The sequence below is a fragment of the Streptomyces acidiscabies genome (genome assembly GCF_020010905.1).
Taxonomy (GTDB): Bacteria; Actinomycetota; Actinomycetes; order Streptomycetales; family Streptomycetaceae; genus Streptomyces; species Streptomyces acidiscabies.
Genome location: NZ_JAGJBY010000002.1, coordinates 417882 through 433319, shown reverse-complemented (window position 1 = coordinate 433319; position 15438 = coordinate 417882). Strand labels below are relative to the sequence as shown.

Sequence of the window (15438 nt, the reverse complement as noted above, 5' to 3'; positions counted from 1 at the left end):
CGGTCCGGCGTCGGGGTCGCACCCGCCGGGTGGTCCGGCGTACGAGCCCGGTCCGGCGTCGGAGTCGCCCCCGCCGAGTGACCCGGCGTACGGGCCTGCCCCGGCGTTGAGTTCACACTCGCCGGGTGGTCCGGCATACGGGTCCCGCTCATCATCTGATCCCCCGCCCAGCTCTGACCCGGCGCCGAAGTCCCACCCGCAGCCTGGTCCCCGGTCCGGCCCTGATCCGGCGTCGAAGCCACACCCGTAACCCAGCCCCCGGTCCGCCCCTGACCCGGCGTCGAAGCCACACCCGCCGCCTGATCCCCCGTCCAACCCCGATCCGGCGCTGAAGTCCCGCCCGCCACCTGACCCCCCGTCCAACCCTGATCCGGCGTCGAAGTCACCCCCGCCACCTCCCCCCTCAACGCCCCACCCCCGCCTTCTCCTTGCCCATAACCCGGGCCATCACCCGATCCGCCCCCCGCGACAACTCCACCACCCCCGCCAACCGCTCAATCTCCCCCGGCACCTCCCACTCCTCCTCCCGCAACGAAGCCAACGTCGTCGCCGGCACGACAACCAGATCCGGTGCCCCCGTCTCCAGCGCACGCACCAGCACCGACCACGCCGAATCCCACCGAGCCCGCGTCGGCCGGTTGCGGACCGCCTCGACGACGCCGTCCAGGACCGCCTGACGGAGGTCACCCCGGCGGGGCAACTCGGCGTTGGCAGGGTCCGCGAGGACCGTCTCCGGGTCCGGCAGGTCCATGCGGTCGACGCAGGCGAGGAGTTCGAGGCCGGGCCCGTCACCGACGGTCCCCCGGACGAGGAACGACAGCACCTCCCGGGACGACCCCGCAGCCCGCGCGAACGCGATCAACCGCAGCGCCATGTCCCAACTCCGCGGCGAGGGCCACGCACCACCCCGCCGGGTCTCCGCGCTCGGCAACTGATGCACCAGCTTCGGCCGCACCTCCAGCAACCCGCACACCGCGCGCCGCGCATACTCGACCGCCTCGGCCAGCCGCCCGGCGTCAAGCACGGGAAGGCTCGCACGCGGCCACGTCCCACCGAGCCCCCGCACGACGACCTCATGATCGTGCACCCACTGAAGGTGCACGAACCGGTTCGCGAGCGGAGCGCTCAGCTCCCACCCGTCCGCCGCCGAGGACCTCGGATTCGCGGCGGCCACGATCCGTACGCCGGCCGGCAGCCGCAACGTACCGATCCGCCGCTCCAGCACGAGCCGCAGCAGCGCGGCCTGGACGGCGGGCGGCGCGGTGGACAGCTCGTCGAGGAAGAGCAACCCCTTCCCGGCGCGCACGAGTTGGACCGCCCAGTCGGGCGGGGCCATCGGGACACCCTGGACGGCGGGGTCGTCACCGACGACCGGCAGCCCCGAGAAGTCGGAGGGTTCGTGGACGCTGGCGATGACGGTCGTGAGGGGGAGCCCGAGGGACTCGGCGAGCTGATTGAGCGCGGCGGTCTTGCCGATACCGGGCTCGCCCCAGAGGAGGACGGGGAGATCGGCGGCGACGGCGAGGGTCAACGCCTCCAGCTGCATGTCGGGGCGGGGTTCGGTGTTCGTGTCGGAGAGGAGGGCCAACAGATCGTCGGCGAGGGAGAGTTGAGAGTTTTCGGGCATGGGTGATCACCGTTTCGGGGAGAAGGGGTCCACTCGGACCGGAAAGGGAAGGGTTGAACAGCGGGGTGGGACTTACTTCTTGGGCTTACTTCTTGGGCTTACTTCTTGAGCTGAGGCCGCCGCGAGTACCGCCGAGGCCGGCGCCTCCGCCCGGTCCACTGCTCCCGCGTACGCTCGGGCGCGCCCTCGCCCAACCCGGCCCGGTACAGCCCGTACACGACCCGCCGCTCGGCCGCCTCCGCCAACGCGTCCTTGAGCGGCCCGTCCCTCAACACGGCGCCAGGACCGAGGAGTTCCTCCACGACATCGAGCGCACCGGCGATGTCCCCGTGCTCCAGCCGCTCCCGAACACCGGTCAGGCAATCAGGCCGACGATGCGCCTCGTCGATAACACGCAGACAGGGCAAGGGAGTTCCGGCCAACGCCATCAACAGCGCCTCCCGGCGGAGCTGTTCGGGCGAGTGATCGAGCGGCGCGAGCACACCCCCGACGAAGCCGATACGGTGCCGCTCGCCCCGGCAGTCGACGAAGCGGTGCGATTGATCGGGCGGCGGGGTGGAGGGACGAGGACACCCGGGAGCCAACGCGTCGGCGACGAGGGGATGCAGGTCACCGGGATCGATGGCGCCCGCGCGGAGGAGGACGAGGTCGGGGAGGGGGTGGGTGGAGGCGTCGGGGAGGAGAGGGAGGGTGCGCGGGGGAGGCGTGAACTCCCGTACGGGAGGGGGCAGTTCGATGTACGAGGCGAACTCGCTCGGGTGGCCGGGTGATCCGGGGTAGGACGCGAACTCGCTTACGTGGCGCGGCGATTCGAGGTCCGACGCGAACTTGCCTAGGCGGCCCGGCGGTTCGAGGCCCGACACAAACCCGCTTACACGGCCCGGTGGTTCGGCGCGAGACACAAACCCGCTTACACGGCCCGAGTGCTCGGCATGCGACACAAACCCGCTTACACGGTCCAACTGCTCGGCATGCGACGCGAACTCCCTCACCCAGCCCGCCGATTCGGCGCACAAAGCGAACTCGCCTACGCGGCCCGGACGTTCGACGCGCGATGCGAACCCCCGCACCCCGCCACCCGGTTCACCGTACGCCGCGAACTCCCCACCCCCTGGCAGCGATTCCCGTGTATCCACCACCCCCCGCCACCCACCCGCCCGCACTTCCACCGGCCCCGCCGGAAGCCCCTCGGCATCCAGCAGGAAGGCAGCCTCGGCAAGCCAGCGACGCGTCGCGTGCTGGTCGTCGGCGGACGAGCGTTCCGCCAGTTCACCGACCCTGCGGGCGTCCCACAGATGCCGGTGCAGGTCGAGACGGAAACGTCGGCTGGGGTGGGGGTGTGGATGACGCCGGGCCAGCACATCCCCGGCAAGATCGCCGTCCCACAGCGCAAGGCTCAGACGCTGCCCCGCATCCGCCCACGCGGGCGGCGTACGAACGACGAGCCACAGGGGTCGACCATCCGCGTCGTACCGGGCCAGCGGAATAGTCAGGGCCGGCCTCAGAAGACCGTCCGGCGCGGCCCTCGGCATGTGCCAGCGCAGCAGATCGGGCGCGAAGTGCCGTAGATCTGAACGGAGTTGAGTCACCACTGCCGTGCCGTACGCCCGTTTCGCAGACCCGAGATCCAGGTCCACTTCCACACGCGCCGCAGCACAGGCCCCGGCCCAGTCCCCGGTCTCCCGGCGAGCCGTAGCGGTCTTGATCATGGCAGGCGGTACGGCGTAACGACGTACTCGCGGCCAGAAGAGGGTGCCGTCCGTGAGGTGAGGTGCCATCAGCACTCACCTTGAGCGGACGGGGCCCCCAATCTCATGAGAGAAGAGGTAGTCATCGAGGGGATCGTAACCGTGGTGGGTGGTGGGAGGGCAAGGGGTTTTCGCAGCGGGGGGTAAGTCGGGCGTGCACAGGCGAACGGACAGGCAGGTGGACGGACTCGGCGAACGGACAGGCAGGCGTTTCGGGGCTACGGCTTCGAAGGCGGCGAGGTCATGCCACCACCCCGAGCGACCGCACCAGCGCACCGCTCTCGGGGGAGGTTCACCGGCAGCCCACGGTTCTCGGAATGAGCCCGCCCCCACGCACGGGACGAACCGGACGACCGCGCCGATCATCGCCGTCGCCGTGATGCTCGCGAGCAGCCGCATCGCGGCGATGGCGGCGGAGCCCTGCCCGACGGCCTCCTCGGAGCAGTAGCAGGCGGCGACCAGCCAGAACCCGAGGCCCACCCACAACTCACCGCCCCGGACTGGACTCACCTCACAGCTCACCGCGCCGAGCGCGAGCACTTCGAAGACGGCGAGCCCCATGGCACCGACCCGAGCGCGGGCGCTTCGGAGGGCTGCGCAATCCATGCCACCACCCCGAGCCACCGCACGAGCGTCCACAGCAACGCGCCGCTCTCGGTCCGACCCACCCCGCAACTCACCGCCCCCGCACCAGACCCGCCCAACAGATCAGCACCCCCGGGCCAGGCCCACCGCTCAGCCCACCGCTTCCGTCATGGCCCCCAGCGACACGAGCACCACCCGGCTCGCCAGCCCCTCGCCTCGCCGCTCCCGCTCCCGCTCCCGCTCCAAACCCACCCCACAACTCACCGCCCCGAGGTACGCCCCTCCCAGCGGCACAACCCCCGCCCGACGAGCCCGATCGCCCCACACACGCTGCCTCTGGCCAAACCCGCCCTACGGCCAACGACTCCCAGGCCAAGCCCACCCCGCAGCCCCTCAGAGCGGCCCCACCCCCAATGACACAAGCGCCACCCAACCCCTCGGGTCACCGACCCCCCACCTCTCCACCCTCGGAATGCACCCGCACGGCGGGAGAGCCGCACCCGGCGAGCCCGCCCCGCCTGCCCCGGACGGCGGAAGACCGGCGGACGGCGGGTCCGCCTCGGCCTGCCCCGTACGGCGGGAGACCCGCGAACGGCGAGCCCGCCCCTGCCTGACCCGTACGGCGGGAGACCCGCAAACAGCGCGCCCGCCCCGCCTCCCTCGTACGGCGGGAGACCCGCAACCGGCGGGCCCACCCCCACCGCACCCAGACGGCGGGAGAGCCGCAACCGGCGAGCCCGCCCCGCCTGACCGGCATGGCGGGCGGGCCGTGAATGGCGGGTCCGTCCCGGCCTGTCCCGTATAGCGGGAGAGCCGCGTACGGCGGGAAGCGGGGTGCCGGGGGTGCGGCGCAGCCCGTCGCTTACGAAGACCACAGCCCACGGCTCGGTCCACCCCACCGCCCAACACCGTCCGCGACGGGCTCGCCGCACCCCCGGCACCCCCGACCCACCCCCAAACCCCCCGCGCGCCCGCAGGGCCCTCAACCCCGCCCCGGGGACACCCCCGCCTCCTCCCCCACCCCACCCGCCCGGTGCAGACTGGACGCATGCGTACCGCTTACCGCGTAGAGACCGTCCGCCGAGTCGAGGGCGAGTTGATGGCCCGCGTGCCCGAGGGGGCGTTGATGCAGCGGGCCGCCGCTGGACTTGCCGTTGCCTGTGGGGAGTTGATGGGGCGGGTGTACGGGCGGCGGGTCGTACTGCTCGTCGGAAGCGGGGACAACGGGGGCGACGCGCTGTACGCGGGCGCCCGGCTCGCGCGGCGGGGCGCGGGGGTGACGGCCGTGCTGTTGTCGCCACTCAAGGTGCACGAGGGGGGACTCCAGGCGCTGGTGCGGGCCGGGGGTCGGGTCACCGGAACCGACGGCGCCGAACTCGCCGTCCGCAACGCCGACTTGGTCGTCGACGGCATCGTAGGCATCGGCGGCCGAGGCGGGTTGAGGGAGGACGCCGCGCAAGTCGTGCGCGTCGTCGAGGAGTTCCGCGTCCCCGTCATCGCCGTCGACCTCCCCAGCGGCGTAGACGCGGACACCGGCGAGGTCCCCGGCGCAGCCGTCCGCGCCGACCTGACGGTCACATTCGGCACGCACAAGCCGGGCCTGCTGATCGACCCCGCACGGGAGTACGCCGGAGTCGTCCGCCTAGTCGACATCGGCCTAGACCTGCCCGAGAACCCCGACGCCGAGGCCCTCCAGCACGCCGACGTCGCCCACCTCCTCCCCCGCCCCGGCGCGTCAAGTGACAAGTACCGCAGGGGAGTTGTCGGCATCGCGGCAGGCTCGGGGCGCTACCCCGGCGCCGCGGTCCTCGCCGTCGCCGGGGCGCTACGGGGCGGCGCGGGAGCGGTACGGTACGTCGGCCCCGCCGGGGACGCGGTCCTCGCCCGCTTCCCGGAGACCCTGGTCACGGACCGGGGCCCGAAGAACGCGGGCCGCGTCCAGGCCTGGGTGACGGGCCCGGGCGCCGGCGACGACGCGGGCCCGGTCGCCGAGATCCTCGCCCTGGACGACGTCCCCGTCCTGATCGACGCGGACGGCCTACGCCTGGCGGACGCGGCAACGGTACGCAGCCGCACAGCACCGACCCTGCTCACCCCGCACGCGGGCGAGGCGGCAGCCCTCCTGGGCATCCCCCGGGACCAGGTGGAGGCCGAACGCCTGTCAGCGGCAAGGGAGTTGGCGGCACGCTACAAGGCGACGGTCCTCCTCAAGGGAGCAACCACCCTGATCGCCAACGCGACAGGCACGGTACGGGTAAACCCCACAGGCACCCCCTGGCTGGCAACAGCAGGCAGCGGCGACGTCCTGTCCGGCCTCACGGGCTCCCTCCTGGCGGCGGGCCTGCCACCACTGGACGCGGCAAGCACGGGCGCGTACCTGCACGGCCTCGCGGGGCGGTTCGCGGCGAAGGGGGCGCCGACCACGGCGTACGACGTGGCGGAGGCGCTGCCGGAAGCGTGGCGGAACGTGAGCGGACGCGGCGCGTAAGAACCTGTGTCACATCCTCCAAGCCACCGCGCAGCCCTGGACGCTTCGCCAATCAAGTGTGGACGCTCCGCCAACGACAGACGCCCTCCCCTCCCCGGATAGTCGGCACCTTCACGTCAACCTCTTCACGCCAACGGGAGGAAACCATGAAAGCCGTGAGAAACGCCTCGCTCGTCGCCGGGCTCGCCCTGACCGCCACGATGGGCCTCGGCACCCAGGCACAGGCATCCGAAAACAGCGGCTGGGTCTACACCACCAACCGCAGCGGAGCCGCGTTCTTCGACGCCGACCTCAACGGCCAGCCCGGCATCGAGAAGCTCACCGTCTGCGACAACAAGTCGGACGGGCGCGGCATCAGGGCCCAGGTCTACGGCAACAACAACGGCACGAGCGTCTGGCTCATCCAGTCCGACCCGTCCAACGACGGCCACTGCGCGTCGATCCAGGGCAACTACTACATCGAGGAAACCCCCGTCACCGTCATCGTCTACGAGTACTGGGGCGACAACACCAACGACGAGGGCAAGGGAGTCGGTACGGGCATCGCCTAGCCGCTCCACGTCGCGCGCCGGACCGGATACACCCCGGCGCGCGACCCCGCCTCACCCCGCCGCCTTCACCACCAGCGCCGCCAGCTCCCGGCTCGCCGCCTCGTCCAACGCCGCGTGCCCCAGCATCATCCGGTACCACAACACCCCGTACACCGTGTCGATCAGCAGCTCCGGGTCCACATCCCCCGCGACCTCCCCCCGCCCCACCGCCCGGTCCAGCAACTCCCGCAACACCGCCCGCCGGCTGAACAGGAACCGCTCCCGGAAGGCCGCCGCGAAGACCGGATCGAGCAGGGCCTGAGCCATCAACCCCACCAGGACGGGACGATGATGGCTCTCCCTGAACGTCGCGGCGAGGAACGCCGTGAGATCCGCCGCCAACGACCCCTCGTCCGGCACCGGAATCCCCTCCTCCACGCGATCGAGCAGCGCATCGAGGACCACGTCCGCCTTCGACGGCCACCAGCGGTAGATCGTCTGCTTCCCCACCCCCGCCCGCGCGGCGATCCCCTCGATGGTCAGCGCGGCGAACCCGTGCTCCCGCAGCCCCTCCATCGCCGCCGCGAGCACCGCCCCCCGCGCCTGCGCACTGCGCGGCCTGCCCGGCCGTCGTTCACCCGTCATGCCCGCCACTTTACAAGACGACACGTCTCGATATAAAAACGAGACGCCACGTCCCGAAAAGAAGGTGCACTGTCATGCGTGTAGTGATCATGGGCGGAACCTCCGGCATAGGCCTCGCCACGGCGAAGGCGCTCGCGGCGGACGGCGCGGAGGTGACCGTCACGGGCCGCGACCCCGCGAGGCTCGACGCCGCGCGCGACATCCCGGCGACGGCGGTACGTCTGGACGCCACCGACGAGACCGAGGTCGCGGAGTTCTTCACCCGGACCGGCCCGATCGACCACCTGGTCCTCGCGTTCAGCCCCGGCGCGGTCGGCCTCGGCCCCCTCGCCGACGTCGAACTCACCGACGTACGCGCCGCGTTCGAGGGCAAGCTGTTCCCGTACCTGTTCGCGATCCAGCAGGCCGAGGTCACGGGCTCGATCACCCTCCTCTCGGCGGCCACGGCCCGCTCGGCCCTGGCCGGCACGACCGCGCTGGCCGCGGTGAACGGCGCGATCGAGCGCGCCGTGTCTCCCCTGGCCGCCGAACTCGCCCCCGTCCGCGTCAACGCGGTCTCCCCCGGAGCCGTCGACACCCCGTGGTGGTCCTTCCTCCCGGAGGACGCCAGGCAGGCCCAGTTCAAGGCGGCGGCCGACACGGTCCCGGCGGGCAGGGTCGGCGACCCGGCGGACGTCGCGGAGGCGATCCGCTACCTGATCGGCGCGGAGTACGTCACGGGCTCGATCCTGCCGGTGGACGGCGGAATGACGGTCGCCTGACCCCGAGCTCCAAAAAGCGACGGCCCGCCGGACTCCCCCGACGGGCCGACCCCGCCCCCTACTCCACCGTCACCGACTTCGCCAGGTTCCGAGGCTGATCCACCTCGTTCCCCCGAGCCGTAGCCAGCTCACACGCGAACACCTGCAACGGCACGGTGGCCACCAGCGGTTGAAGCAACGTCGGCGTAGCGGGAATCCGCACGAGATGATCCGCGTACGGCACCACCGCCTCGTCCCCCTCCTCCGCGATGACGATCGTCCGAGCCCCCCGCGCCCGGATCTCCTGGATGTTGGACACGATCTTGTCGTGCAGCACGGACCGCCCCCGGGGCGAGGGCACGACCACGACGACGGGAAGGTCGTCCTCGATGAGGGCGATGGGCCCGTGCTTCAACTCCCCCGCAGCGAACCCCTCGGCGTGCATGTACGCCAACTCCTTGAGTTTCAGCGCCCCTTCCAGCGCGACGGGGTATCCCACATGCCGCCCGAGGAACAGCACCGTCTTCTTGTCGGCCAGCGACCGCGCCAACTCCCGTACGGGCTCCATCGTTTCGAGCACCCGCTCGACCTCCCCGGAGATCCGCGCGAGGTCCCGCACGACGGCCCGGATCTCGTCCCCCCACTTCGTCCCGCGCACCTGCCCGAGGTACAGGGCGACGAGGTAGCAGGCGACGAGCTGCGTCAGGAACGCCTTGGTGGAGGCGACGGCGACCTCGGGCCCGGCGTGCGTGTAGAGGACGGCGTCGGACTCGCGGGGGATGGTCGACCCGTTGGTGTTGCAGATGGCGAGCACCTTGGACCCCTGCTCGCGGGCGTGCCGCAGCGCCATCAGCGTGTCCATCGTCTCCCCCGACTGCGAGATCGCGATGACCAGCGACCGCCCGTCGAGAATGGGATCCCGGTACCGGAACTCGCTCGCCAGCTCCACCTCACAGGGAATCCGCGTCCAGTGCTCGATCGCGTACTTCGCGATGAGCCCGGCGTGGAAGGCGGTCCCGCAGGCGACGATGACGACCTTGTCGACCTCCCTCAACTCGGAGGCGGAGATACGGACTTCGTCGAGCACGAGCGACCCGGCACCGTCGATCCGCCCGAGCAGCGTGTCGGCGACCGCCTTCGGCTGCTCGGCGATCTCCTTGAGCATGAAGTAGTCGTACCCGCCCTTCTCGGCGGCGGAGGCGTCCCAGTCGACGTGGTACGAGCGGACGGCGGCCGGCGCCCCGTCGAACCCGGTGACGGTGACCCGGTCGCGGCGCAGCTCGACGACCTGGTCCTGCCCCAGCTCGATCGCGGAGCGGGTGTGCGCGATGAACGCGGCGACGTCGGACGCGAGGAACGCCTCCCCCTCGCCGACCCCCACGACCAGCGGCGAGTTGCGCCGGGCGCCGACGACGACGTCCGGCTCGTCCGCGTGCACGGCGACCAGCGTGAACGCGCCCTCCAGGCGCCGGCACACGAGCCGCATCGCCTCCGCGAGGTCCGCGCACCCCGAGAACTCCTCGGCGAGCAGGTGCGCGACGACCTCGGTGTCGGTCTCGGACACCAACGCGTGCCCGCGCTCGGCGAGTTCGGCCCGCAGCGCGGCGAAGTTCTCGATGATCCCGTTGTGGACGACGGCGACGCGGCCGGCGTTGTCGAGGTGCGGATGGGCGTTGGCGTCGGTCGGCCCGCCATGGGTCGCCCACCGCGTGTGCCCGATCCCCGTCCCCCCGGCCGGCAACGGCCGCTGCACCAGTTCCTTCTCCAGATTGACGAGCTTCCCGGCCCGCTTGGCGGAGGCGAGCCCCCCGTCCGCAGGCACGGCCACCCCTGCCGAGTCGTACCCGCGATACTCCAGCCGCTTCAGTCCCCCCATCACGACATCGAGCGCCGACTGAGACCCCACGTATCCCACGATTCCGCACATGCGCGGCAGCCTAGGCCGGTTCCAGCACCAAAACAGGGTCCAGCGTGCCCGATATCGGAAATTCCCGCCGGGTTTTCGCACCCCGGCGGGAACAGACCTCACGAGAACGCCTTACGACGAACGCCGCCGCCGTACGACGAGTGCGCCGCCCGTCAGGACCAGCGCACCCGCGCCCGCCGTGAGCCCGGCCACCGGGAACCCGGCGCCGGTCGCGGCGAGTTGGCCTCCGCCGCCCGCCGGGGACGGCATCGACGACGGCGAGGTGGTCGGGGTCGGAGTGGGGGTGGGCTTCGGAGTCCCCGGCTTCGCGATCCTGAACACCAGCTCCGTACGGTCGTTCGTCCGGTTGCCGTCCAGCGGGCTGGAGCTGTAGATCCGGGTCGGCACCCGGAAGACCGTACCCGCCGCCTTCTTGGGGAACTTCCAGGTGAACGCGAACTTCACGGACTCGCCGCGTTCGAGGTCCTTCTCGATGTCGCAGTACAGGACACCCGGGTCGGCCACACAGGCACTGTCGTAACCGAGCTCGGGCCAGTAGTCGAAACCGATATTGAGGTGTGCGGCATTGACCCGGACCGGCCCGGGACCGTGGTTGGTGACGGTCACCTCCGTCGGCACGGACTCACCGACCTTCACCGGCCCCTTGGGCGCGGTGGTCCACTCGATCCCGAGGTCGGCGGGCACCCTGACCCCGACCTTCGCCGACGCGACGTTGTTCTCCGGCGCGCTGTCGACCGCGTCCCCGATATCGGCGGTCGTGGTGAACACCAGCTCCGTACCGGGCGCCACGTCCGCACCGACCTTGACCCGCAGGTACGCCGACAGCAGCTCCAGCCCCTGGGCCGGCACACAGCTGACGCTCCGCCCGTCGGCGGACGGCTTGCAGACCCCGTTGCTCGCGTTGTCGAGATCCTTCACGTACGTGACCCCGGCGGGCAGCTTCAAGGTGAGCCCGAGCTTCGTCACGCTCCCCTTCTCGACGTCCGCGACGGCCCGGATGTCCAGCGGCCGGCCGGGCGCGATGAGGTCGTCGTCGGGGTAGAGCCGCGATATGACATCGACCGGTACGGGCGCCTTACCCGGCCCGCCCCCGGCACCAGGCGCGGGTACACCATCCGGCGCAGGAGCGGGTACACCACCGGGCACGGGCGCAGGCTCAGCCCCGGGCTCGGGCTCGGGCGCGGTACCGGGCACCGGCTCAATCCCCGCCCCCGGCACGGGCACGCCACCCGCCCCAGGTGCCGGCGTCCCACTCGACGCCTCCCCAGCCCGGACCTCGGACCCGGCAGACCCGGCCCCCGACCCGGTCCCACCCGCCCCAGGCGCGGGCACACCACCCAACGCCTCCCCCGCCCCGACCCCGGCCGCCCCCGACCCGCCCGGCCCTCGACCGGCCCCGACCGACCTCGCCCCGGCAGCCCCCTGCCCCGCCAACTCCGCCCCGGGTCCGGCCCCGGCCCCGGCAGAGCCAAACCCAGACCCAGCCGCCCCCGGCCCACCCCCGTCCGCCGCCCAGGCCCCCGCCCCCGGCCCCGCCAGCAACGCCAACGCCGCCGCGCCCACCGCAACAGCGGCACGTCCCCCTCGTACAGACATCCCGTTCCTCCCTCAGTCCTCTACCGCTCGTCCAGAGCACGTCGTCGCACCCTGGTCCCCACCACCGCGAACAGCGCCCCGCCGAGGACGACCGCCCCCACCGCACCCCACAGCACCGGCCCCAGACCCCCGGCCCCGGTGGACGCGAGATTCCCCCCGCCCCCGGCGGCCGAAGGCGCGGGCGCGGGCCGCGAGGAAGGCGTGGCGGACGCCGACGGTGTGGGCCCGGCCGAAGCCCCCGCCTTCACGATCCTGAACACCGCATCCGCCTGGTCGTTCGCGGCGACGGGATCGTGCCGACTGGCCCCGTACAGCTCACCCCGCATCCGGTACGTCGTCCCCACCGCCTTCTTCGGGAACTTCCACGTGAACGTGTACGAGAAGGTCTCCCCCGGCGCCATGTCCCCCGCCCGGTCGCAGATGATCACCCCGGGATCGGTCCAGCACGGCGGATACACCGGCGCGCTCGTGGGCCAGTAGTCGAACCCCGGATAGAACTTCACGGTCCCGACCCGCGAGACCCCGGGCCCGTGGTTGGTCACGGTGAACACGGTCTTCACCTCCGTCCCGGCCGCGACGGGCCCCGACGGCGTCATGCTCCACTCGACCCCGACATCGGCCTTCTCCATGACGGTGACCGTCGAATCGATGCTGTTGTTCGAGGGGTTGGGGTCGACGGTGTCCCCGATGTCCGCGACCGCCGTGAACTTCAGGTCGGTCATCGGCGGCAGCCCGGCACCGACCTTGACCTTGATCTTCGCCGTGACCTCCTTGGTGTTCCCGTCATCGGCGAGACAGGTCAACACCCGCGCCCCGGACGGCGTACAGGTCCCGTTCGTCTGCCCGGCCATGTTCCCCTCGTACGTCACCCCCTCGGGCAACGTCAGCTTCAGCGCGAGCTGCGGCGTCGTGTCGTAGAGGTTCTCCGCGATGGCCCAGATCCCGAACGACTCCCCGGCCCAGAGGGTCCCGAGGTCGGGCCACATCCGGGTGGTGGCGTCGATATGAGGCTCGGCCCGCGCGGACGCGGACGGCGACACGGACGGCGCCGGACTGGACGTACCCGTCCCGGACGGCGACGGCGTACCCGGCCCCTCAGACGACGAGGACGACGACGGCGAAGGAGACGGCGACCCCGAACCCCCCTCCGCCCGAGCCACCGGCCCCACGGCCAGCGACACCACCGCCACCCCGGCCGCCGCAGCGACCCACACTCCCCGCCCGAGCATCACCGCACCCGCCTCCGCCTCTGCACGAGAACGAACAGCGCACCCCCGACGACGACCATCCCAACGGCCCCGCCCAGCACCTCGGGCCCGACCCCGGCACCGGTGGCCGCGAGGTTGCCGCCCCCGCCGAGCCCCGACGGCGCGGGAGTGGGCGTGGAGGTCGGCGTGGGAGAAGCGGAGACGGAGGCGGAAGCGCTGGGTGTCGGCGACGGCGTACCGGACACCTTGCCGATCTTGAAGACCAGCTCATCGCTGTCGTTGCCGCGCACCGGGTCGTCGGCGTCGTCGAAGAGGGTCCCGGCCCACGCCTGCACCGTCTTCCCGGCGCTGTCGGCGGGGAACCGCCACTTGAAGACGAAGGTGCGGCTCTCCCCCGGGGCGAACCCCGCCTCCCACTCGCAGATCCAGTGGTAGTTGTCGGCCCAGCAGGGCAGTCCGGGCGACTCGTACGGCCAGAGCGGCTGGCCGGCGTTGAGGGTCGACATCTCCACGCCCCCGGGCCCCCGAGAGGTCCGGTCGGAGTGGTTGGTGACGACCAGCTTCGTCGTGACCGACTCCCCCGGCTTCACGGACGTCTTCGGGGAGAACCACTTCACCCCGAAGTCGGCCCCCGTACGCACCTGGAGGGTCGTCGACGCCGTGTTGTCGGCCGGATTCGCGTCCGGCTCGTCGCCGGTGGCGGCCGTGGCAGTGATCGGCAGGTCGGTGCCGGGCTTCACATGGTCACTGAGCATCATCTGGAGCCGGTACGACAGCCCATGCGCCGGGGTGTACTGCGACGTACAGGTCACGGTCCGCTTGTCGGCGGAGTTCGCGCACTCCTTGGTCTCGTCATGGTCCGACTGGTCGGAGAGGTACTCCATCCCGGCCGGAATCCGGAAGACCGCCGTCAGCTTGGCCGGCGCCCCACTGACGATCGCCGCCTTGGCCGTGAGGAAGACCCGGCTGCCGGGAGCGACATCGCCGGGCGGGAAGCCGATCGACATCCGCACGTCCACGGGATCGGCGACGGCCCGCGCGGACGGCGACCCGCTGGACGACGGCGACACGGACGGCGACGGCGATCCGGAAATGGACGGCGAGGGAGAAGCCGTCTCCGCCCCGGCCCCCGTCACCCCGACGGCCCCCAGCAACACCGCCACGGCCCCCACCGCGAACGCTCTCACCACGCCTGGCCCACCACGCATACCGCGCCCCCTCATCTCCCATGCAGCCCGAAGTGCCCCGTTGGACAGCCGGCACACAGCAACGGTTGTACGCGACTTGGCCCCCGGCGTGACGGACCCCACCTCCCGCCCCGTTCAAACTCCGTTAACAATGGACTGTGATCTCTCCGGTCTCCCCGATCCCCCGGAGCGCCCACCGGCACAGGCCGGAGGCGACTCCCTACCTCGACCTCACCCGCTCCGAGTGGAGCGCGCTGCGGAACAAAACCCCCCTGTCACTGACGGCGGAGGAGGTCGAGAAGCTGCGCGGCCTCGGCGACGTCATCGACCTGGACGAGGTGCGGGACATCTACCTCCCGCTCTCCCGCCTCCTCAACCTGTACGTCGGTGCCACGGACGGCCTGCGGGGCGCGCTCAACACGTTCCTGGGCGAACGGGGTTCCCAGTCGGGTACGCCGTTCGTGATAGGCGTCGCCGGTTCGGTCGCCGTAGGAAAGTCCACCGTGGCCCGCCTCCTCCAGGCGCTCCTGTCCCGCTGGCCGGAACACCCCCGCGTCGAGCTGGTCACGACGGACGGCTTCCTGCTGCCCACCCGCGAACTGGAGTCCCGGGGCCTGATGTCCCGCAAGGGCTTCCCCGAGTCGTACGACCGCCGCGCCCTGACACGCTTCGTCGCCGACATCAAGGCGGGCAAGGACGAGGTGACGGCCCCCGTCTACTCCCACCTGATCTACGACATCGTCCCGGACGAGAAACTGACGGTCCGCCGCCCCGACATCCTCATCGTCGAGGGCCTCAACGTCCTCCAGCCGGCCCTGCCGGGCACGGACGGCCGTACGCGGGTCGGGCTCGCGGACTACTTCGACTTCAGCGTGTACGTCGACGCCGCCGCCGACGACATCGAGCGCTGGTACCTCAACCGGTTCCGCAAGCTCCGGGCCACGGCTTTCCAGGACCCGGACTCGTACTTCCGCAAGTACACGCAGGTCTCCGAGCCCGAGGCCCTCGACTACGCCCGCACCCTCTGGCGCACCATCAACAAGCCCAACCTGCTGGAGAACATCGCCCCGACCCGTGGCCGTGCGACCCTGATCGTCCGCAAAGGGCCCGACCACAAGGTCCAGCGCCTGCACCTGCGCAAACTCTGAAAGCCGCCG

Annotated in this window: 11 protein-coding genes and 1 pseudogene; 4 read left to right on the top strand and 8 right to left on the bottom strand. The window is 71.6% G+C overall.

Annotation, left to right across the window (positions count from 1 at the left end):
• Positions 1 to 403: 403 nt before the first annotated feature.
• The 3 genes and pseudogenes from J8M50_RS29005 to J8M50_RS50170 all read right to left on the bottom strand — a co-directional run.
• Positions 404 to 1627 (bottom strand): AAA family ATPase, encoded by a 1224-nt coding sequence (locus tag J8M50_RS29005; protein ID WP_010351720.1) that lies wholly within the window; start codon positions 1625 to 1627, stop codon positions 404 to 406.
• A 98-nt stretch (positions 1628 to 1725) separates the two neighbouring features.
• Positions 1726 to 3405, bottom strand: a complete 1680-nt coding sequence (locus tag J8M50_RS50175; protein WP_010351719.1) for a hypothetical protein — start codon at positions 3403 to 3405, stop codon at positions 1726 to 1728.
• Positions 3406 to 3672: 267 nt separating this feature from the next.
• Positions 3673 to 3855: pseudogene (locus tag J8M50_RS50170) on the bottom strand (hypothetical protein); the annotation flags it as partial.
• A gap of 1153 nt (positions 3856 to 5008) precedes the next feature.
• On the opposite strand from J8M50_RS50170, the gene J8M50_RS28990 reads away from it, so the two are divergent.
• Both J8M50_RS28990 and J8M50_RS28985 read left to right on the top strand, forming a co-directional pair.
• A complete protein-coding gene (locus J8M50_RS28990) occupies positions 5009 to 6448 on the top strand; it encodes a bifunctional ADP-dependent NAD(P)H-hydrate dehydratase/NAD(P)H-hydrate epimerase (RefSeq protein ID WP_029183572.1) in 1440 nt (479 codons plus the stop codon).
• Between the two features lie 146 nt (positions 6449 to 6594).
• The gene (locus tag J8M50_RS28985) at positions 6595 to 6999 is read left to right on the top strand and encodes a hypothetical protein (protein ID WP_010351715.1); all 405 of its coding nucleotides are present in this window, start codon (positions 6595 to 6597) and stop codon (positions 6997 to 6999) included.
• Positions 7000 to 7050: 51 nt separating this feature from the next.
• Here J8M50_RS28985 and J8M50_RS28980 read toward each other — a convergent pair whose 3' ends face one another.
• A complete protein-coding gene (locus J8M50_RS28980; protein WP_029183571.1) occupies positions 7051 to 7623 on the bottom strand; it encodes a TetR/AcrR family transcriptional regulator in 573 nt (190 codons plus the stop codon).
• A gap of 74 nt (positions 7624 to 7697) precedes the next feature.
• Here J8M50_RS28980 and J8M50_RS28975 point away from each other — a divergent pair, with 74 nt between their 5' ends.
• Positions 7698 to 8384, top strand: a complete 687-nt coding sequence (locus tag J8M50_RS28975) for an SDR family oxidoreductase (protein WP_010351713.1) — start codon at positions 7698 to 7700, stop codon at positions 8382 to 8384.
• A 58-nt stretch (positions 8385 to 8442) separates the two neighbouring features.
• On the opposite strand, the gene glmS is transcribed toward J8M50_RS28975, so the two are convergent.
• The 4 genes from glmS to J8M50_RS28955 form a co-directional block, all read right to left on the bottom strand.
• Entirely contained in the window at positions 8443 to 10290 is a 1848-nt protein-coding gene (glmS, locus tag J8M50_RS28970; RefSeq protein WP_010351712.1) for a glutamine--fructose-6-phosphate transaminase (isomerizing), read from the bottom strand.
• A gap of 111 nt (positions 10291 to 10401) precedes the next feature.
• Positions 10402 to 11436 carry a COG1361 family protein gene (locus J8M50_RS28965; RefSeq protein ID WP_010351711.1) on the bottom strand — a complete coding sequence of 345 codons (1035 nt, stop codon included), beginning with the start codon at positions 11434 to 11436 and terminating at the stop codon, positions 10402 to 10404.
• A gap of 470 nt (positions 11437 to 11906) precedes the next feature.
• A complete protein-coding gene (locus tag J8M50_RS28960; protein ID WP_141655586.1) occupies positions 11907 to 13115 on the bottom strand; it encodes a COG1361 family protein in 1209 nt (402 codons plus the stop codon).
• Positions 13115 to 14284: a hypothetical protein gene (locus J8M50_RS28955; RefSeq protein WP_059045783.1), complete on the bottom strand. Its 1170-nt coding sequence runs from the start codon at positions 14282 to 14284 to the stop codon at positions 13115 to 13117. The genes J8M50_RS28960 and J8M50_RS28955 overlap by 1 nt, the downstream gene beginning before the upstream one ends.
• Before the next feature lie 155 nt (positions 14285 to 14439).
• On the opposite strand from J8M50_RS28955, the gene coaA reads away from it, so the two are divergent.
• Complete coding sequence (gene coaA / locus J8M50_RS28950) at positions 14440 to 15429, top strand: type I pantothenate kinase (protein WP_010354210.1); 990 nt, start codon at positions 14440 to 14442, stop codon at positions 15427 to 15429.
• The last annotated feature ends 9 nt before the right edge of the window (positions 15430 to 15438 follow it).

What these genes read in the sequence shown, in the direction of transcription:
- J8M50_RS50175 (WP_010351719.1), bottom strand. Translation starts at nt 3,405, where the DNA reads ATGGCACCTCACCTCACGGACGGCACCCTCTTCTGGCCGCGAGTACGT.
- J8M50_RS28990 (WP_029183572.1), top strand. Translation starts at nt 5,009, where the DNA reads ATGCGTACCGCTTACCGCGTAGAGACCGTCCGCCGAGTCGAGGGCGAG.
- J8M50_RS29005 (WP_010351720.1), bottom strand. Translation starts at nt 1,627, where the DNA reads ATGCCCGAAAACTCTCAACTCTCCCTCGCCGACGATCTGTTGGCCCTC.
- glmS (WP_010351712.1), bottom strand. Translation starts at nt 10,290, where the DNA reads ATGTGCGGAATCGTGGGATACGTGGGGTCTCAGTCGGCGCTCGATGTC.
- J8M50_RS28960 (WP_141655586.1), bottom strand. Translation starts at nt 13,115, where the DNA reads ATGCTCGGGCGGGGAGTGTGGGTCGCTGCGGCGGCCGGGGTGGCGGTG.
- J8M50_RS28980 (WP_029183571.1), bottom strand. Translation starts at nt 7,623, where the DNA reads ATGACGGGTGAACGACGGCCGGGCAGGCCGCGCAGTGCGCAGGCGCGG.
- J8M50_RS28985 (WP_010351715.1), top strand. Translation starts at nt 6,595, where the DNA reads ATGAAAGCCGTGAGAAACGCCTCGCTCGTCGCCGGGCTCGCCCTGACC.
- J8M50_RS28975 (WP_010351713.1), top strand. Translation starts at nt 7,698, where the DNA reads ATGCGTGTAGTGATCATGGGCGGAACCTCCGGCATAGGCCTCGCCACG.